A 15,189-nucleotide genomic window follows, 5' to 3' on the forward strand; every position below is an offset into this window, starting at 1 on the left:
ATGTGCGCCCCTCTTCTATATCCTTTTATCCTTTTGGTTCAACCAATAGGTATCCATTCATTTCTTGGTGCAACGCAGAGCAGAAGTTTGTACAATACAATGGATACGTACCAGGTTTATTAGCTACAAATTCCATCGTATTGGTTTGCCCCGGCTGAACTTCCATATTTAAGTTGTAGGAATTAATTCCAAAGCCGTGTGTTATGTCCTCGTCTAAATCAATATTCGTTAAATGAATGACGACTTTATCCCCTTCTTTTACTTTTATGACATCCTTACGTTCAGCAGCTCCATCAAAAATAAACTTCGATCTGAGTGCGACTCCGCGAACTTCTACTGTGTTTCCATTTCTAGTGATACTCGTATCCTTTTGATTCCAAACACTGTTTGGTCGCTTTTCGTCCTTTTCGTATATTTTAAACGGATTCAATTTATCCGCCTTAATGATTTGTGCATAATGTGGCTCTGGATCAACAGGTGCGGAATAAATAAGTTCCATCTTGTCTCCAGTAAGATCAATTAACTGCATTGATTCTGGATGGAATGGACCAACCGAAAGGTAAGTGTCTTTAGCGAGTTTGTTTAAGGAAACAAGATACTTTCCGTCCGGACTAACTGTATCGCCTTCTGCAGCTGCTGCGTGTCCCGGAGAATATTGTACCGGTATTCGGTCCACCACTTCTCCCGTATCGACATTCCATTTCACAATCTCTGAGGAAATGAACATGGTTGTATAACAAAAGCCTTTGTCATCGAATTGCGAATGTAACGGCCCTAGTGCATTTTCAGGGTTAACTTCCCTTTCCATAACAGACTCATAATCCAAAATTGGAATTCCCCCAAACTCTCCTGAGAACTTTTTATCTTTGATAGCTTTAAAAGCTTTTTCAAATGAAAATACAGTCATAGCCGGTGCCAGCTTTCCAGAAGCAACGAAACGGGTGCCATCCGGTGTTACATCTACACCATGCGGTGATTTGGCCGTGGGCACTAAGTAGATGCCTCCCTTATGCTTCTCAGGAAAAATCATTTTTACGTCCCCGACCATATCGTATTTTCCCTCCGCCACCATTTTCTCAAGTTCCTTCCAATTATAAAGAACAATAAAATCTCGATCTTTTTGGGAGGCATTAATCTCCATTTCCGTTGTTGCTTCTTCCGTATTATAAGTTGTCATGACGGACCAGCCTTCAGACCCTTTTTTCCCGGCATCAGACAAATCAAACGACCATGGCGGCAAAGCAACCTGATAAGCCAACTCAAGTTTTTTCTTTGCTTCATTAAATGTAACTGCAGACATGACACCCTTATATTTCGTTTTATATTCCTCTAACGGTGCATATTTAAAGCCCAAAGGAACAGCAAAACGAGTCGGCAAAAATAAATATTCTGTATTTGGTGTAACAAATGCCGCGCAATGTGGCCCACCTGTATTTGGAACCTCTAAAATATCCATTGTTGTAAACGTTTTCAAATCCACGACTGCCGCACGATTATTGGCAACATCTGTAGCAAATAAATACTTTCCGTCGTACTCTCCATCTGTTTCAGATAATGCCGGATGGTGGAGGTCACCCCACGTATATTCGCCCATTAATTCCTTTGAATGCTTGTCAAAGCCATACCCTGTAGCAGTTTCCGGTGAGAAGACAGGAACAGTCCGAATGCGCCGCATGGATGGTAGCCCATAAATAAACATTTGCCCGGAATGTCCTCCAGAGGCAAATAGATAATATTCATCATGTTCTCCAAATGGAACATAAGTCTTTTCAGCGTATGATGCAACATCTGATACATTATCCGCCTGATCCTCATTCTTATCAAAGTCAGCAAACATTACTGTTGATACGAGCCCACCTGCCACTAAGCCTGCAACACCTGCAATCCATTTTTTCATAATAATTCCTCCAGAAAAGCGTTCTTACTTCTCAGATGCAGCCTTTAGTGCTGCAAGTACTGCTTTTAACTCATCATCTGTTAAAGGTTTTGAACCCAATACACCTGACATCACTGCTGAAGTTGGTTTTTTGAGAAACTCTTCAATTGGCACTCCATGCTTTCCTTCTACATTTACATAGGCTTGCGATAAATCAGGACCAGTAGCCCCACCTTGAACATTCAGTGCTGAAACGCTATGACAGGTAACACAGCCTCGTTGAATAAATATTCTTCCTTCATTATCCGGAGCTTCACCCTGTTGTTCTTTAATTGCATCGTTCTTTGCCACTTGATCTGTTTTTTCTGGATTTTGGGCTGTTTCCGGAGCTTGGTTTCCCTTATAAATAAAGTAACCCGCACCAAACGCTATTAAGAAACAAATAAGAAAAATTGCAATACTTTTCCCCATATGGTCCTCCCTTCTTGTCAAACAATTTTTTTTATTATTTCCTAGCATACTTTTACTATTCCTTTTTTTGGTGGAACTTCATTAATTGTAAAAAACGCCGATTCCTTTTTGAGAATCGACGTTAAAAATGGTTGACCTAGACTATAGATGATATAAAAAAAACCCAAATCTTAATAGATTCGGGGTTGTAATATTCTTCAATATCAAATGATGAGCCATGCAGGATTCGAACCTGCGACCCTCTGATTAAAAGTCAGATGCTCTACCGACTGAGCTAATGGCTCGTATATATGGTGGAGGATGACGGGATCGAACCGCCGACCCCCTGCTTGTAAGGCAGGTGCTCTCCCAGCTGAGCTAATCCTCCGATGCTCAAGAAGTGCAAGTGCATGCGTTGCGACAGGATGTCGCGCATTTAGCATGTCTTCCTTTTTTGGTGACCCGTACGGGATTCGAACCCGTGTTACCGCCGTGAAAGGGCGGTGTCTTAACCGCTTGACCAACGGGCCAGAGGAAATACTTCCCATTAAAATTGGACAAAATAAATACCCCTAATGGGGCTCTGCTTGGCAACGTCCTACTCTCACAGGGGGACAGCCCCCAACTACCATCGGCGCTGAAGAGCTTAACTTCCGTGTTCGGAATGGGAACGGGTGTGACCTCTTCGCTATCGTCACCAAACAGTTATTTACTTGAAGGTTGTTCCTTCAAAACTAGATAATCTGCATTCATATTTACACTGCATTGTCCAGCTCCAGCTCCCAGCGACTAGTAAACTTCGCTCATCTCCCTACGATAAGTCAACATCGACTCACTTCGTTCGTCGTGTTTCCTTTATCTCAGTCGATGCGCTCCAGTTTATACGTCGCTAAACGGTCGCTTCCGCTTTTCTACTTTGGTTAAGTCCTCGATCGATTAGTATCTGTCAGCTCCACGTATCGCTACGCTTCCACCTCAGACCTATCTACCTCATCGTCTCTGAGGGATCTTACTTCTTACGAATGGGAAATCTCATCTCGAGGGGGGCTTCATGCTTAGATGCTTTCAGCACTTATCCCGTCCGCACATAGCTACCCAGCGATGCCTTTGGCAAGACAACTGGTACACCAGCGGTGCGTCCATCCCGGTCCTCTCGTACTAAGGACAGCTCCTCTCAAATTTCCTGCGCCCACGACGGATAGGGACCGAACTGTCTCACGACGTTCTGAACCCAGCTCGCGTACCGCTTTAATGGGCGAACAGCCCAACCCTTGGGACCGACTACAGCCCCAGGATGCGATGAGCCGACATCGAGGTGCCAAACCTCCCCGTCGATGTGGACTCTTGGGGGAGATAAGCCTGTTATCCCCAGGGTAGCTTTTATCCGTTGAGCGATGGCCCTTCCATGCGGAACCACCGGATCACTAAGCCCGACTTTCGTCCCTGCTCGACTTGTAGGTCTCGCAGTCAAGCTCCCTTGTGCCTTTACACTCTGCGAATGATTTCCAACCATTCTGAGGGAACCTTTGGGCGCCTCCGTTACTCTTTGGGAGGCGACCGCCCCAGTCAAACTGCCCACCTGACACTGTCTCCCACCCCGATCAGGGGCGTGGGTTAGAATTTCAATACAGCCAGGGTAGTATCCCACCGATGCCTCCACCGAAGCTGGCGCTCCGGCTTCTCAGGCTCCTACCTATCCTGTACAAGCTGTACCAAAATTCAATATCAGGCTGCAGTAAAGCTCCATGGGGTCTTTCCGTCCTGTCGCGGGTAACCTGCATCTTCACAGGTACTATGATTTCACCGAGTCTCTCGTTGAGACAGTGCCCAAGTCGTTACACCTTTCGTGCGGGTCAGAACTTACCTGACAAGGAATTTCGCTACCTTAGGACCGTTATAGTTACGGCCGCCGTTTACTGGGGCTTCGATTCAGAGCTTCTCCGTAAAGGATAACCCCTCCTCTTAACCTTCCAGCACCGGGCAGGTGTCAGCCCCTATACTTCGCCTTACGGCTTCGCAGAGACCTGTGTTTTTGCTAAACAGTCGCTTGGGCCTATTCACTGCGGCTCTCTCGCGCTTGCACGCTACCAGAGCACCCCTTCTCCCGAAGTTACGGGGTCATTTTGCCGAGTTCCTTAACGAGAGTTCTCTCGCGCATCTTAGGATTCTCTCCTCGCCTACCTGTGTCGGTTTGCGGTACGGGCACCTTCTACCTCGCTAGAAGCTTTTCTTGGCAGTGTGGAATCAGGAACTTCGGTACTATTTTCCCTCGCCATCACAGCTCAGCCTTCACAATGAGCGGATTTGCCTACTCATTAGCCTAACTGCTTGGACGCGCACAACCAACGGCGCGCTTACCCTATCCTACTGCGTCCCTCCATTGCTCAAACGGTAAAGAGGTGGTACAGGAATATCAACCTGTTGGCCATCGCCTACGCCTTTCGGCCTCGGCTTAGGTCCCGACTAACCCTGAGCGGACGAGCCTTCCTCAGGAAACCTTAGGCTTTCGATGGACAGGATTCTCACCTGTCTTTTCGCTACTCACACCGGCATTCTCACTTCTAAGCGCTCCACCAGTCCTTTCGGTCTAGCTTCAAAGCCCTTAGAACGCTCCCCTACCACTGACACGTAAGTGTCAATCCACAGCTTCGGTGGTACGTTTAGCCCCGTTACATTTTCGGCGCAGAGTCACTCGACCAGTGAGCTATTACGCACTCTTTAAATGGTGGCTGCTTCTAAGCCAACATCCTGGTTGTCTGGGCAACTCCACATCCTTTGCCACTTAACGTACACTTTGGGACCTTAGCTGGTGATCTGGGCTGTTTCCCTTTTGACCACGGACCTTATCACTCGTAGTCTGACTCCTAAGGATAAGTCTTTGGCATTCGGAGTTTGACTGAATTCGGTAACCCGATGGGGGCCCCTAGTCCAATCAGTGCTCTACCTCCAAGACTCTTACCTTAAGGCTAGCCCTAAAGCTATTTCGGGGAGAACCAGCTATCTCCAAGTTCGATTGGAATTTCTCCGCTACCCACACCTCATCCCCGCACTTTTCAACGTGCGTGGGTTCGGTCCTCCATCCAGTGTTACCTGGACTTCAACCTGGACATGGGTAGATCACCTGGTTTCGGGTCTACGACCACGTACTCTTGACGCCCTATTCAGACTCGCTTTCGCTGCGGCTCCGTCTCTTCGACTTAACCTTGCACGGGATCGTAACTCGCCGGTTCATTCTACAAAAGGCACGCTGTCACCCTTGAATGGGCTCCAACTACTTGTAGGCACACGGTTTCAGGATCTCTTTCACTCCCCTTCCGGGGTGCTTTTCACCTTTCCCTCACGGTACTGGTTCACTATCGGTCACTAGGGAGTATTTAGCCTTGGGAGATGGTCCTCCCAGCTTCCGACGGGATTTCACGTGTCCCGCCGTACTCAGGATCCACTCAAGAGGGAACGAAGTTTCAGCTACAGGGCTGTTACCTTCTTTGGCTGGCCTTTCCAGACCACTTCACCTACTTCATTCCTTTATAACTCCGTATAGAGTGTCCTACAACCCCAAGAGGCAAGCCTCTTGGTTTGGGCTGTTTCCGTTTCGCTCGCCGCTACTAAGGAAATCGCATTTGCTTTCTCTTCCTCCGGGTACTTAGATGTTTCAGTTCCCCGGGTCTGCCTTCAATACCCTATGTATTCAGGTAAAGATACTGTCCCATTACGAACAGTGGGTTTCCCCATTCGGAAATCTCCGGATCAAAGCTTACTTACAGCTCCCCGAAGCATATCGGTGTTAGTCCCGTCCTTCATCGGCTCCTAGTGCCAAGGCATTCACCGTGCGCCCTTACTAACTTAACCTAAGATGATTGATTGAATCATCATGATTGTAATAAGAACTTTCTTACAGTAAATATGAATGTTTACGATTATCTAGTTTTCAAGGAACAAGTTCTGAGAGAAATGCTCTCTCAAAACTAAACAAAATGTCAAAGCGCACCTTATTATCCTTAGAAAGGAGGTGATCCAGCCGCACCTTCCGATACGGCTACCTTGTTACGACTTCACCCCAATCATCTGTCCCACCTTAGGCGGCTGGCTCCAAAAGGTTACCCCACCGACTTCGGGTGTTACAAACTCTCGTGGTGTGACGGGCGGTGTGTACAAGGCCCGGGAACGTATTCACCGCGGCATGCTGATCCGCGATTACTAGCGATTCCGGCTTCATGTAGGCGAGTTGCAGCCTACAATCCGAACTGAGAATGGCTTTATGGGATTGGCTCCACCTCGCGGTCTTGCTTCCCTTTGTACCATCCATTGTAGCACGTGTGTAGCCCAGGTCATAAGGGGCATGATGATTTGACGTCATCCCCACCTTCCTCCGGTTTGTCACCGGCAGTCTCCCTAGAGTGCCCAACTGAATGCTGGCAACTAAGGACAAGGGTTGCGCTCGTTGCGGGACTTAACCCAACATCTCACGACACGAGCTGACGACAACCATGCACCACCTGTCACTCTGCCCCCGAAGGGGAAGTCCTATCTCTAGGATTGTCAGAGGATGTCAAGACCTGGTAAGGTTCTTCGCGTTGCTTCGAATTAAACCACATGCTCCACCGCTTGTGCGGGCCCCCGTCAATTCCTTTGAGTTTCAGTCTTGCGACCGTACTCCCCAGGCGGAGTGCTTAATGCGTTAGCTGCAGCACTGAAGGGCGGAAACCCTCCAACACTTAGCACTCATCGTTTACGGCGTGGACTACCAGGGTATCTAATCCTGTTTGCTCCCCACGCTTTCGCGCCTCAGCGTCAGTTACAGACCAAAGAGCCGCCTTCGCCACTGGTGTTCCTCCACATCTCTACGCATTTCACCACTACACGTGGAATTCCGCTCTTCTCTTCTGCACTCAAGTTCCCCAGTTTCCAATGACCCTCCCCGGTTGAGCCGGGGGCTTTCACATCAGACTTAAAGAACCGCCTGCGCGCGCTTTACGCCCAATAAATCCGGACAACGCTTGCCACCTACGTATTACCGCGGCTGCTGGCACGTAGTTAGCCGTGGCTTTCTCGTTAGGTACCGTCAAGGTACCAGCAGTTAACTGATACTTGTTCTTCCCTAACAACAGAGCTTTACGACCCGAAGGCCTTCATCGCTCACGCGGCGTTGCTCCGTCAGACTTTCGTCCATTGCGGAAGATTCCCTACTGCTGCCTCCCGTAGGAGTCTGGGCCGTGTCTCAGTCCCAGTGTGGCCGATCACCCTCTCAGGTCGGCTACGCATCGTCGCCTTGGTGAGCCGTTACCTCACCAACTAGCTAATGCGCCGCGGGCCCATCTGTAAGTGATAGCCGAAACCATCTTTTATCATAAGACCATGTGGTCTCATGAGTTATCCGGTATTAGCTCCGGTTTCCCGAAGTTATCCCAGTCTTACAGGCAGGTTGCCCACGTGTTACTCACCCGTCCGCCGCTGAATCAGAGGAGCAAGCTCCTCGTCATCCGCTCGACTTGCATGTATTAGGCACGCCGCCAGCGTTCGTCCTGAGCCAGGATCAAACTCTCCAAAAAGTGTTTGATTGCTCAAAATTAAACTGACTTGTGTTGAACTCAAAAGTTCAACTTTGTTTGCACGCTTGACATTTTGTTTAGTTTTCAAAGACCATTTCATTTTCTTTCGCTGTGTTTCAGCGACAAGATTTATTCTACCACGTTGTTTCGCGGAAGTCAACATACTTTTTAAAAAAATAATTTTCGACATCCTTTTTCGACGTCAGAATTTAATAATATCAAAAACATCAATACTTTTCAACTAGTTTTTATCTTTATTTCTAAATTAATCCCATAATAATAAACACAGAGGATCCTCGCAACCCCCTGCCTATATCCGATTTTATTAATGTCTCGGTCCCCAAAGCATAATAAAAACCCCAATTAAACAAATCGCCGCACCAATCCAATCGTATGTATCAGGGGCTTTCCTATCAACACCCCACCCCCACAAAACTGAAAGAATGATAAACACTCCACCATAGGCCGCATAAACTCTCCCAAACGAAGGAAACTTTTGTAAAGTAGGTATGATTCCATAAAGAATCAGAATGAGCCCCCCTACTATTCCATACCAGAATGGTTTTCCTTCACGCAACCATAGCCATACTAAGTAGCCACCACCAATTTCAGCTAGTCCTGCAAGAATAAAGATTGTAATCGAGTAAATCATTGTTTCACCTTTTCTATCACAATTTCATCTTCTTCTTCCATCCTCACTTTAGTTTTGTTTAAGTTCAGGGTTCTTAGTCCTAAAAACCTTTTCTTCAATAAGATTTTTCCTTCTGATAGAAACAGTCCTATTAATGTGAGAATCGTACCTAATGCAGCCAACCCTGTTATTTGCTCATGTAATACAATGATGGAGGTGACGACTGTGATAACCGGGACCATGTATATATAGATACTTGTTTTTACAGCTCCCAATACTTTAACTGCAAAGTTCCAGGTGACGAAACAAAGAGCGGATGCACCCATCCCCAAAAATAAAATATTAAACAGGTTAATAGGGTTAGAAAAATGCCTAAAGCTCCATTGGAAGTCAAACAAAAATAGAGCTGGAATCATGAATATGAGCCCATAGAAAAAAATCCTTTTTGTAACTTGAAAGGTGTTATACCCATAGCTGAAGATTTTCCTAGCCAACACAGAATAAAACGCCCAAACGATTGTAGCTGCAACTGCTAATAAATCCCCCAAAGGATTGAGTTGAAAATTGGACTTGCCGCTAAAGCTGATAAGGCAAATACCAATCATCGCTACAACAAATCCGATAAAGAAATTAACCCGCAAAGGCTCGTCCTTCAAAAAATAGTATACACAAATGGCTGTAAAAAATGGTGATAGTGAGCAGATTACCCCTACATTGGACGCCATTGTAAAGGTTAGAGCAATATTCTCCAAAAGGTAGTATAAAGTGACACCGCATAATCCAGCTCCTATAAATAAGAGTTCATGTTTTCTATCCATTACCTTCAGCCGGAATGGATGTGCAATAACCAACGCAATATACCCCATTGTAAATCGAATAAAAAGAATCTCAATTGGAGTAAAATCATGCAGGAGTATCTTAGTAGAAATGAAAGTGGTACCCCAGATGATAATGGTCAGTAAAGCCAATGAATGGCCAAGCGTATTTTTATTTTCCATTATCTTGTCCTTTCATTTAGTGCTGTCAGATTCGTAAAGCTAGTTTCCTTATATTATTATACTATTAACTATTGAATTTGTTTAATGGGCAAATTGACTTCAACAATTGTCCCCTTATTGGCACTTTGTATCGTCATCGTTCCCCCATGTGCATGAACAATTTTTCTGCAAATGGCCAATCCCAATCCAGTTCCCTTTTCCGTATTAGTGAAGAAGGGTTCTCCAAGGTATTTCATCCTATCTTCAGAAATCCCCTGACCTTGATCTGTAAATCTGAAAGTGATAAAACCAGGGTTCTTTAAAAGCATTTGGATCGTAATAATACCGCCATTTGGCATGGCGTCTATTGCATTTTGTAATATTTTTGTAAATACAAGTTTCATCCGGTCTACATCACAAAATATAAATGGGCTTTCTAATAATTCTTTTTGTACAAAGTGTATATTGTCTGGAATGGATTGTTGATAAAATTTAACGACCTGATCCAAAAGAACTTTACTATCAACTTCCGACAAATGAATTTTTTCAGTGTGTGCAAGTAATAGAAAGTCTCCCACGATTTTCTCAAGTTTTTGAATTTCGCCCATGATTATATCACTATAGAAATCATGGTATTCTCCCTTTTGCAGCAATTGTACAAATCCCTTTATGGAGGTTAAAGGGTTTCTTATTTCATGGGCAACTCCTTTAGCTAATTGACCCGCAACTGAAAGTTTTTCAGCTTTAATAAGCAATTCCTCTGTCTTCTTAAATTCCGATATTTCAACGGATGAACCAATGACCTCTACTACTTGTCCACCTCTTCGGATAGGTCGTAAGGAAGCAAGATACGAAACACCATTTACTTCTCCTTCATAAATGACATTTTCTTCCCCCCTTCCAAGCTCTTTGGTAATATTGACATTTCTCCTCGGCATAATCCCTTCTGCAATAACTTCAATTCTTAATTGATGGGCCATTGATATGATAGATTTTAAAATTGCTTCATCTTTCCAGTCCCTTGAACTATGATGAACAAATAATTTATCTATTTTAATAAAGTCAATTGGAAGCTCCTTTAAGTAGGAAAGAGAAGAGAAATGGATTCCAAAGTCATCCAAACCTATACGAACACCCAGCCGTTTTAAATCCACAATCACAGGCAAAACGGATTGACTATCAAGCATTGCACTTTCAGTAATTTCTATTTTCAAGTGTTCGGGTGATAGTTCAGTTTCTTCTAAAATAGATTGAACTTTCCAAGCTAATTCATTCTGATGCAGCTGAATGGGGGAAAAGTTTACTGATACTTTAACGTCAGACAACCCATTATTTTGCCAATCCTTATTTTGTTTGCAGGCTGTTCGTAACACCCATTCCCCAATAGGTAAGATCCAACCTATCTCCTCAGCTATAGGAATAAAATCCATAGGTGCCATTATCCCTTTTACCGGATGCTCCCACCTGATTAAAGCCTCCACTGCTTGAAGTTTCCCTGTTACTAAATTGACTTTTGGTTGATAATAAAGTTGAAATCCTTTATTTTCAAGTGCATCTTTAAAATGAGCTTCTATTTCAGCAATTTTATTTATGATATAGCCGAGAACACTCGTGATTTTAATCATGAGATGAATCGGCTTCGGACAAGGCGTGTCTTGGGACACGTCAATTGTACGACATATTTTAATTCTGTAGTTGGAAAAATAGTCTATTTTTGGAACAGGTACCCTCGATTAAATCTAGGACATATGTTATTATATACGTAAGTAAACAGAACGTACGTTCGAGTTAAAGGATAGTAATCAAAAAGTGTATTAGGAAGATTTCTATTTAAAAAGTTTCCAAGTTAATTAGATGTGAAGGTGGGGTGAATTAAAAATGAAGGTGAAAAAAGCATACAAATTTAGAATCTATCCTACCAAAAAACAAGAAATTTTAATTGCTAAAACCATTGGTTGTAGTCGTTTCGTCTATAATTACTTTGTAGGAAAACAAAAACAGAAAGATGCGTATTGGCATATCGTAAATGAAATGGTTCAGAATGGTCAACTTCCCCAAAATAATTGGAAGGGTGAATGTTTCAATAAAAACAAATCGATAAAAGCCCTTCCTGAGCTAAAGGAATCATATCCCTTTTTAATAGAAGTCGATAGTATTGCTCTTCAAAAGTCTGTTGAAATTGTCCACGATGCTTACATAAGATATTATAAAAAACAAAATAATGACCCTCGTTTTAAATCTAAAAAAAATCCTGTTCAATCGTACACAACAAAATATGTGAATGGCAATATTGCTGTTTTAGATCAGCATATTAAACTTCCTAAACTTGGCCTTGTACGTTTTGCAAAAAGCAAAGAAGTCAACGGTCGTATTATGAATGCTACGATTAGGCGAAATGCGACTGGCAAATACTTTGTATCTATTCTTGTAGAAACGGAAGTACAGCCATTAGAAAAAACAGGCTCGGCAGTGGGAATTGATGTAGGACTTAAAGATTTTGCTACACTTTCCGATGGTACAGTATACGAAAATCCAAAGTTTTTCCGCACATTGGAAGAAAAATTAGTAAAAGCACAGCGTATTCTTTCTAGACGACAAATAAATTCTTCTAATTGGCATAAACAACGTGTAAAAGTCGCAAAGATCCATGAAAAAATCACAAATGAAAGGAAGGATATGCTAGATAAAATCTCAACTCATATTGTCAAAAACCACGACATCATTGGGATTGAGAATTTGTCGGTAAGCAATATGCTTAAAAATAGAAATCTTGCCAAAGCAATTAGTGAAGTATCGTGGTCACAATTTAGAACGATGATAGACTACAAAGCGAAATGGTATGGAAAGCAAGTAGTAATCGTTGCGAAAACTTTTGCTTCCAGTCAACTATGCTCAAATTGTGGACACCAACATAAAGACGTTAAAAACCTTGCTTTGCGTGAATGGACATGCCCAATGTGCAAAAGCCATCACCAAAGAGACCTTAACGCAAGTATCAATATTCGCAATGAAGCATTGCGATTAACCGCAGGAACTGTGGAGATAGCCTAATCTATTAGAAACCGATAGGTTTCTGTATGTAGGAATCTCGTGGCTTTAGCCATGAGAGGGTTCAAAATGATAGGAATTACTATGATTTTTACCCCAATCTATGTAAAAATAACACTACGTATTCTAAACTAAAGTTGAGGGAGGACATCATAATGGACGAAATCAAACTAGGTAATAATGAGTTTTACATTGAAGAGAATGGGGAGGTAATTGCCAGAATCCTGTTTACGTCTAGTGGAATTGATGAGAACGGCAGGGAGCTTATAACGGTGAATCACACATTTGTTAACGAAGGACATAATGGCAAGGGATTAGGAAGAAAATTAGTGAATAGAATTGCTGAATATGCAAAAGAAGAAAATAAATATATTGTGCCTGTTTGTACCTATGCAAAAAAAGTACTTGAAGGTAATGAAGAATATCGTGCTGTACTAGCAGATTAATGTATTGGCGCATATTCCCTATAATAAAGATAAAAAAACAGAGAGCCTTTGTCTTATTTGGCTCTCTGTTATGCGTTTAATCTGTTAACGTGCCTCTTCATGCACCTTAGTATTTTTCAAGAAAAAATAAAATGGCTCCACAGGCAGGATTCGAACCTGCGACCGATCGGTTAACAGCCGATAGCTCTACCACTGAGCTACTGTGGAACAAAATGGGTATGTTTTATTAACAATGGTGGGCCTAAATGGACTTGAACCATCGACCTCACGCTTATCAGGCGTGCGCTCTAACCAGCTGAGCTATAGGCCCATTATTGGAGCGGGTGATGGGAATCGAACCCACGACATCAGCTTGGAAGGCTGAAGTTTTACCATTAAACTACACCCGCATATAGATTTATTCAAAGTGGCTGGGCTAGCTGGATTCGAACCAGCGAATGACGGAGTCAAAGTCCGTTGCCTTACCGCTTGGCTATAGCCCAATTAAGCACTCTAAGGGCGACTGATGGGGATCGAACCCACGAATGCCGGAGCCACAATCCGGTGCGTTGACCACTTCGCCACAGTCGCCAAAACTTGGCAGGGGCAGTAGGAATCGAACCCACATTGGAGGTTTTGGAGACCTCTGTTCTACCATTAAACTATGCCCCTATTACAATGGTGGAGGGGGACGGATTCGAACCGCCGAACCCAAAGGGAGCGGATTTACAGTCCGCCGCGTTTAGCCACTTCGCTACCCCTCCAAAAAGATGGCTCGAGACAGAATCGAACTGCCGACACGAGGATTTTCAGTCCTCTGCTCTACCGACTGAGCTATCGAGCCAAAATAAAAAAAAAAATCTATATTAACAGCAGCAAAGCTACTGGAATAAAGATGGCGGTCCCGACCGGGATCGAACCGGCGATCTCCTGCGTGACAGGCAGGCATGTTAACCCCTACACCACGGGACCATTTGGTTGCGGGGACAGGATTTGAACCTGCGACCTTCGGGTTATGAGCCCGACGAGCTACCAGACTGCTCCACCCCGCGATAATAAGAAATAATTCTATTTTGTAATTGGTATATCATTAATGGAGGAGGAAGAGGGATTCGAACCCCCGCGCGGTTTAACCCGCCTGTCGGTTTTCAAGACCGATCCCTTCAGCCATACTTGGGTATTCCTCCGTAATAAAAACATGGAGACTAGCGGGATCGAACCGCTGACCTCCTGCGTGCAAAGCAGGCGCTCTCCCAGCTGAGCTAAGCCCCCATAAATAAATATTAAGATGGTCGGGAAGACAGGATTCGAACCTGCGACCCCTTGGTCCCAAACCAAGTGCTCTACCAAGCTGAGCTACTTCCCGATTGAGCTGAATTTATGGCGCGCCCGACAGGAGTCGAACCCATAACCTTCTGATCCGTAGTCAGACGCTCTATCCAATTGAGCTACGGGCGCATTATTCAAATGGTGCCGAGGACCGGAATCGAACCGGTACGGTAGTCACCTACCGCAGGATTTTAAGTCCTGTGCGTCTGCCAGTTCCGCCACCCCGGCAAATTTGAGAGCGGAAGACGGGATTCGAACCCGCGACCCCCACCTTGGCAAGGTGGTGTTCTACCACTGAACTACTTCCGCACAAATGAAACAGTGCGGGTGAAGGGAGTCGAACCCCCACGCCAAAGGCGCCAGATCCTAAGTCTGGTGCGTCTGCCAATTCCGCCACACCCGCGAGTATTTAGATAGTGAGCCATGCAGGATTCGAACCTGCGACCCTCTGATTAAAAGTCAGATGCTCTACCGACTGAGCTAATGGCTCGTATATATGGTGGAGGATGACGGGATCGAACCGCCGACCCCCTGCTTGTAAGGCAGGTGCTCTCCCAGCTGAGCTAATCCTCCGATGCTCAAGAAGTGCAAGTGCATGCGTTGCGACAGGATGTCGCGCATTTAGCATGCCTTCCTTTTTTGGTGACCCGTACGGGATTCGAACCCGTGTTACCGCCGTGAAAGGGCGGTGTCTTAACCGCTTGACCAACGGGCCAGAGGAAATACTTCCCATTAAAATTGGACAAAATAAATACCCCTAATGGGGCTCTGCTTGGCAACGTCCTACTCTCACAGGGGGACAGCCCCCAACTACCATCGGCGCTGAAGAGCTTAACTTCCGTGTTCGGAATGGGAACGGGTGTGACCTCTTCGCTATCGTCACCAAACAGTTATTTATTTGAAG

7 protein-coding genes, 23 tRNA genes and 4 rRNA genes are annotated in these 15,189 nt (G+C 44.6%); 2 read left to right on the forward strand and 32 right to left on the reverse strand.

What is annotated here, in order from left to right:
- Window positions 1–25: 25 nt before the first annotated feature.
- The 11 genes from nosZ to ACNQFZ_RS10195 all read right to left on the reverse strand — a co-directional run bounded on the left by nosZ (window position 26) and on the right by ACNQFZ_RS10195 (window position 11,108).
- Entirely contained in the window at window positions 26–1,897 is a 1,872-nt protein-coding gene (gene nosZ, locus ACNQFZ_RS10145; RefSeq protein ID WP_458415130.1) for a Sec-dependent nitrous-oxide reductase, read from the reverse strand.
- A gap of 24 nt (window positions 1,898–1,921) precedes the next feature.
- Entirely contained in the window at window positions 1,922–2,347 is a 426-nt protein-coding gene (locus tag ACNQFZ_RS10150; protein WP_458415131.1) for a cytochrome C, read from the reverse strand.
- A gap of 211 nt (window positions 2,348–2,558) precedes the next feature.
- Window positions 2,559–2,631 (reverse strand) — tRNA-Lys (locus tag ACNQFZ_RS10155).
- 7 nt (window positions 2,632–2,638) lie between these two features.
- Window positions 2,639–2,714: transfer RNA gene (locus ACNQFZ_RS10160), tRNA-Val, on the reverse strand.
- A gap of 67 nt (window positions 2,715–2,781) precedes the next feature.
- Window positions 2,782–2,856 (reverse strand) — tRNA-Glu (locus ACNQFZ_RS10165).
- 55 nt (window positions 2,857–2,911) lie between these two features.
- Window positions 2,912–3,028 (reverse strand): 5S ribosomal RNA (gene rrf, locus ACNQFZ_RS10170).
- Window positions 3,029–3,242: 214 nt separating this feature from the next.
- Window positions 3,243–6,175 (reverse strand): 23S ribosomal RNA (locus ACNQFZ_RS10175).
- Between the two features lie 153 nt (window positions 6,176–6,328).
- Window positions 6,329–7,875: ribosomal RNA gene (locus tag ACNQFZ_RS10180) — 16S ribosomal RNA — on the reverse strand.
- Together the 16S, 23S and 5S rRNA genes with 3 tRNA genes alongside form the textbook arrangement of a ribosomal RNA operon.
- 325 nt (window positions 7,876–8,200) lie before the next feature.
- Window positions 8,201–8,527 carry a YnfA family protein gene (locus tag ACNQFZ_RS10185; RefSeq protein WP_458415132.1) on the reverse strand — a complete coding sequence of 109 codons (327 nt, stop codon included), beginning with the start codon at window positions 8,525–8,527 and terminating at the stop codon, window positions 8,201–8,203.
- Entirely contained in the window at window positions 8,524–9,504 is a 981-nt protein-coding gene (locus tag ACNQFZ_RS10190; protein ID WP_458415133.1) for a DMT family transporter, read from the reverse strand. The genes ACNQFZ_RS10185 and ACNQFZ_RS10190 overlap by 4 nt, the downstream gene beginning before the upstream one ends.
- Before the next feature lie 68 nt (window positions 9,505–9,572).
- Window positions 9,573–11,108 carry an EAL domain-containing protein gene (locus ACNQFZ_RS10195; protein ID WP_458415134.1) on the reverse strand — a complete coding sequence of 512 codons (1,536 nt, stop codon included), beginning with the start codon at window positions 11,106–11,108 and terminating at the stop codon, window positions 9,573–9,575.
- 253 nt (window positions 11,109–11,361) lie between these two features.
- On the opposite strand from ACNQFZ_RS10195, the gene tnpB reads away from it, so the two are divergent.
- Window positions 11,362–12,534 (forward strand): IS200/IS605 family element RNA-guided endonuclease TnpB, encoded by a 1,173-nt coding sequence (gene tnpB, locus ACNQFZ_RS10200; RefSeq protein ID WP_458415135.1) that lies wholly within the window; start codon window positions 11,362–11,364, stop codon window positions 12,532–12,534.
- A gap of 152 nt (window positions 12,535–12,686) precedes the next feature.
- Entirely contained in the window at window positions 12,687–12,977 is a 291-nt protein-coding gene (locus ACNQFZ_RS10205) for a GNAT family N-acetyltransferase (RefSeq protein WP_458415136.1), read from the forward strand.
- A gap of 132 nt (window positions 12,978–13,109) precedes the next feature.
- Here the strand turns inward: ACNQFZ_RS10205 and ACNQFZ_RS10210 are convergent.
- From ACNQFZ_RS10210 to rrf (ACNQFZ_RS10310), 21 genes are all read right to left on the reverse strand, one after another.
- Window positions 13,110–13,184 (reverse strand) — tRNA-Asn (locus tag ACNQFZ_RS10210).
- Between the two features lie 26 nt (window positions 13,185–13,210).
- Window positions 13,211–13,287, reverse strand: a tRNA-Ile gene (locus ACNQFZ_RS10215).
- Between the two features lie 5 nt (window positions 13,288–13,292).
- Window positions 13,293–13,366: transfer RNA gene (locus tag ACNQFZ_RS10220), tRNA-Gly, on the reverse strand.
- Between the two features lie 18 nt (window positions 13,367–13,384).
- A tRNA-Gln gene (locus ACNQFZ_RS10225) sits at window positions 13,385–13,459 on the reverse strand.
- 15 nt (window positions 13,460–13,474) lie between these two features.
- Window positions 13,475–13,547: transfer RNA gene (locus ACNQFZ_RS10230), tRNA-His, on the reverse strand.
- A gap of 7 nt (window positions 13,548–13,554) precedes the next feature.
- Window positions 13,555–13,628: transfer RNA gene (locus tag ACNQFZ_RS10235), tRNA-Trp, on the reverse strand.
- Window positions 13,629–13,635: 7 nt separating this feature from the next.
- Window positions 13,636–13,720: transfer RNA gene (locus tag ACNQFZ_RS10240), tRNA-Tyr, on the reverse strand.
- 7 nt (window positions 13,721–13,727) lie between these two features.
- Window positions 13,728–13,800: transfer RNA gene (locus ACNQFZ_RS10245), tRNA-Phe, on the reverse strand.
- A 52-nt stretch (window positions 13,801–13,852) separates the two neighbouring features.
- A tRNA-Asp gene (locus ACNQFZ_RS10250) sits at window positions 13,853–13,928 on the reverse strand.
- Window positions 13,929–13,931: 3 nt separating this feature from the next.
- Window positions 13,932–14,008, reverse strand: a tRNA-Met gene (locus ACNQFZ_RS10255).
- A 42-nt stretch (window positions 14,009–14,050) separates the two neighbouring features.
- A tRNA-Ser gene (locus tag ACNQFZ_RS10260) sits at window positions 14,051–14,143 on the reverse strand.
- Window positions 14,144–14,155: 12 nt separating this feature from the next.
- Window positions 14,156–14,228, reverse strand: a tRNA-Ala gene (locus tag ACNQFZ_RS10265).
- A gap of 17 nt (window positions 14,229–14,245) precedes the next feature.
- A tRNA-Pro gene (locus tag ACNQFZ_RS10270) sits at window positions 14,246–14,322 on the reverse strand.
- A 15-nt stretch (window positions 14,323–14,337) separates the two neighbouring features.
- Window positions 14,338–14,414, reverse strand: a tRNA-Arg gene (locus ACNQFZ_RS10275).
- A 10-nt stretch (window positions 14,415–14,424) separates the two neighbouring features.
- Window positions 14,425–14,513, reverse strand: a tRNA-Leu gene (locus ACNQFZ_RS10280).
- A 9-nt stretch (window positions 14,514–14,522) separates the two neighbouring features.
- A tRNA-Gly gene (locus ACNQFZ_RS10285) sits at window positions 14,523–14,594 on the reverse strand.
- Window positions 14,595–14,607: 13 nt separating this feature from the next.
- Window positions 14,608–14,688 (reverse strand) — tRNA-Leu (locus tag ACNQFZ_RS10290).
- Window positions 14,689–14,702: 14 nt separating this feature from the next.
- Window positions 14,703–14,775: transfer RNA gene (locus ACNQFZ_RS10295), tRNA-Lys, on the reverse strand.
- A gap of 7 nt (window positions 14,776–14,782) precedes the next feature.
- A tRNA-Val gene (locus tag ACNQFZ_RS10300) sits at window positions 14,783–14,858 on the reverse strand.
- 67 nt (window positions 14,859–14,925) lie between these two features.
- Window positions 14,926–15,000 (reverse strand) — tRNA-Glu (locus ACNQFZ_RS10305).
- Between the two features lie 55 nt (window positions 15,001–15,055).
- Window positions 15,056–15,172 (reverse strand): 5S ribosomal RNA (rrf, locus tag ACNQFZ_RS10310).
- Window positions 15,173–15,189 lie beyond the last annotated feature (17 nt).

It is taken from the genome of Schinkia acidoalkalinis (assembly GCF_054301215.1).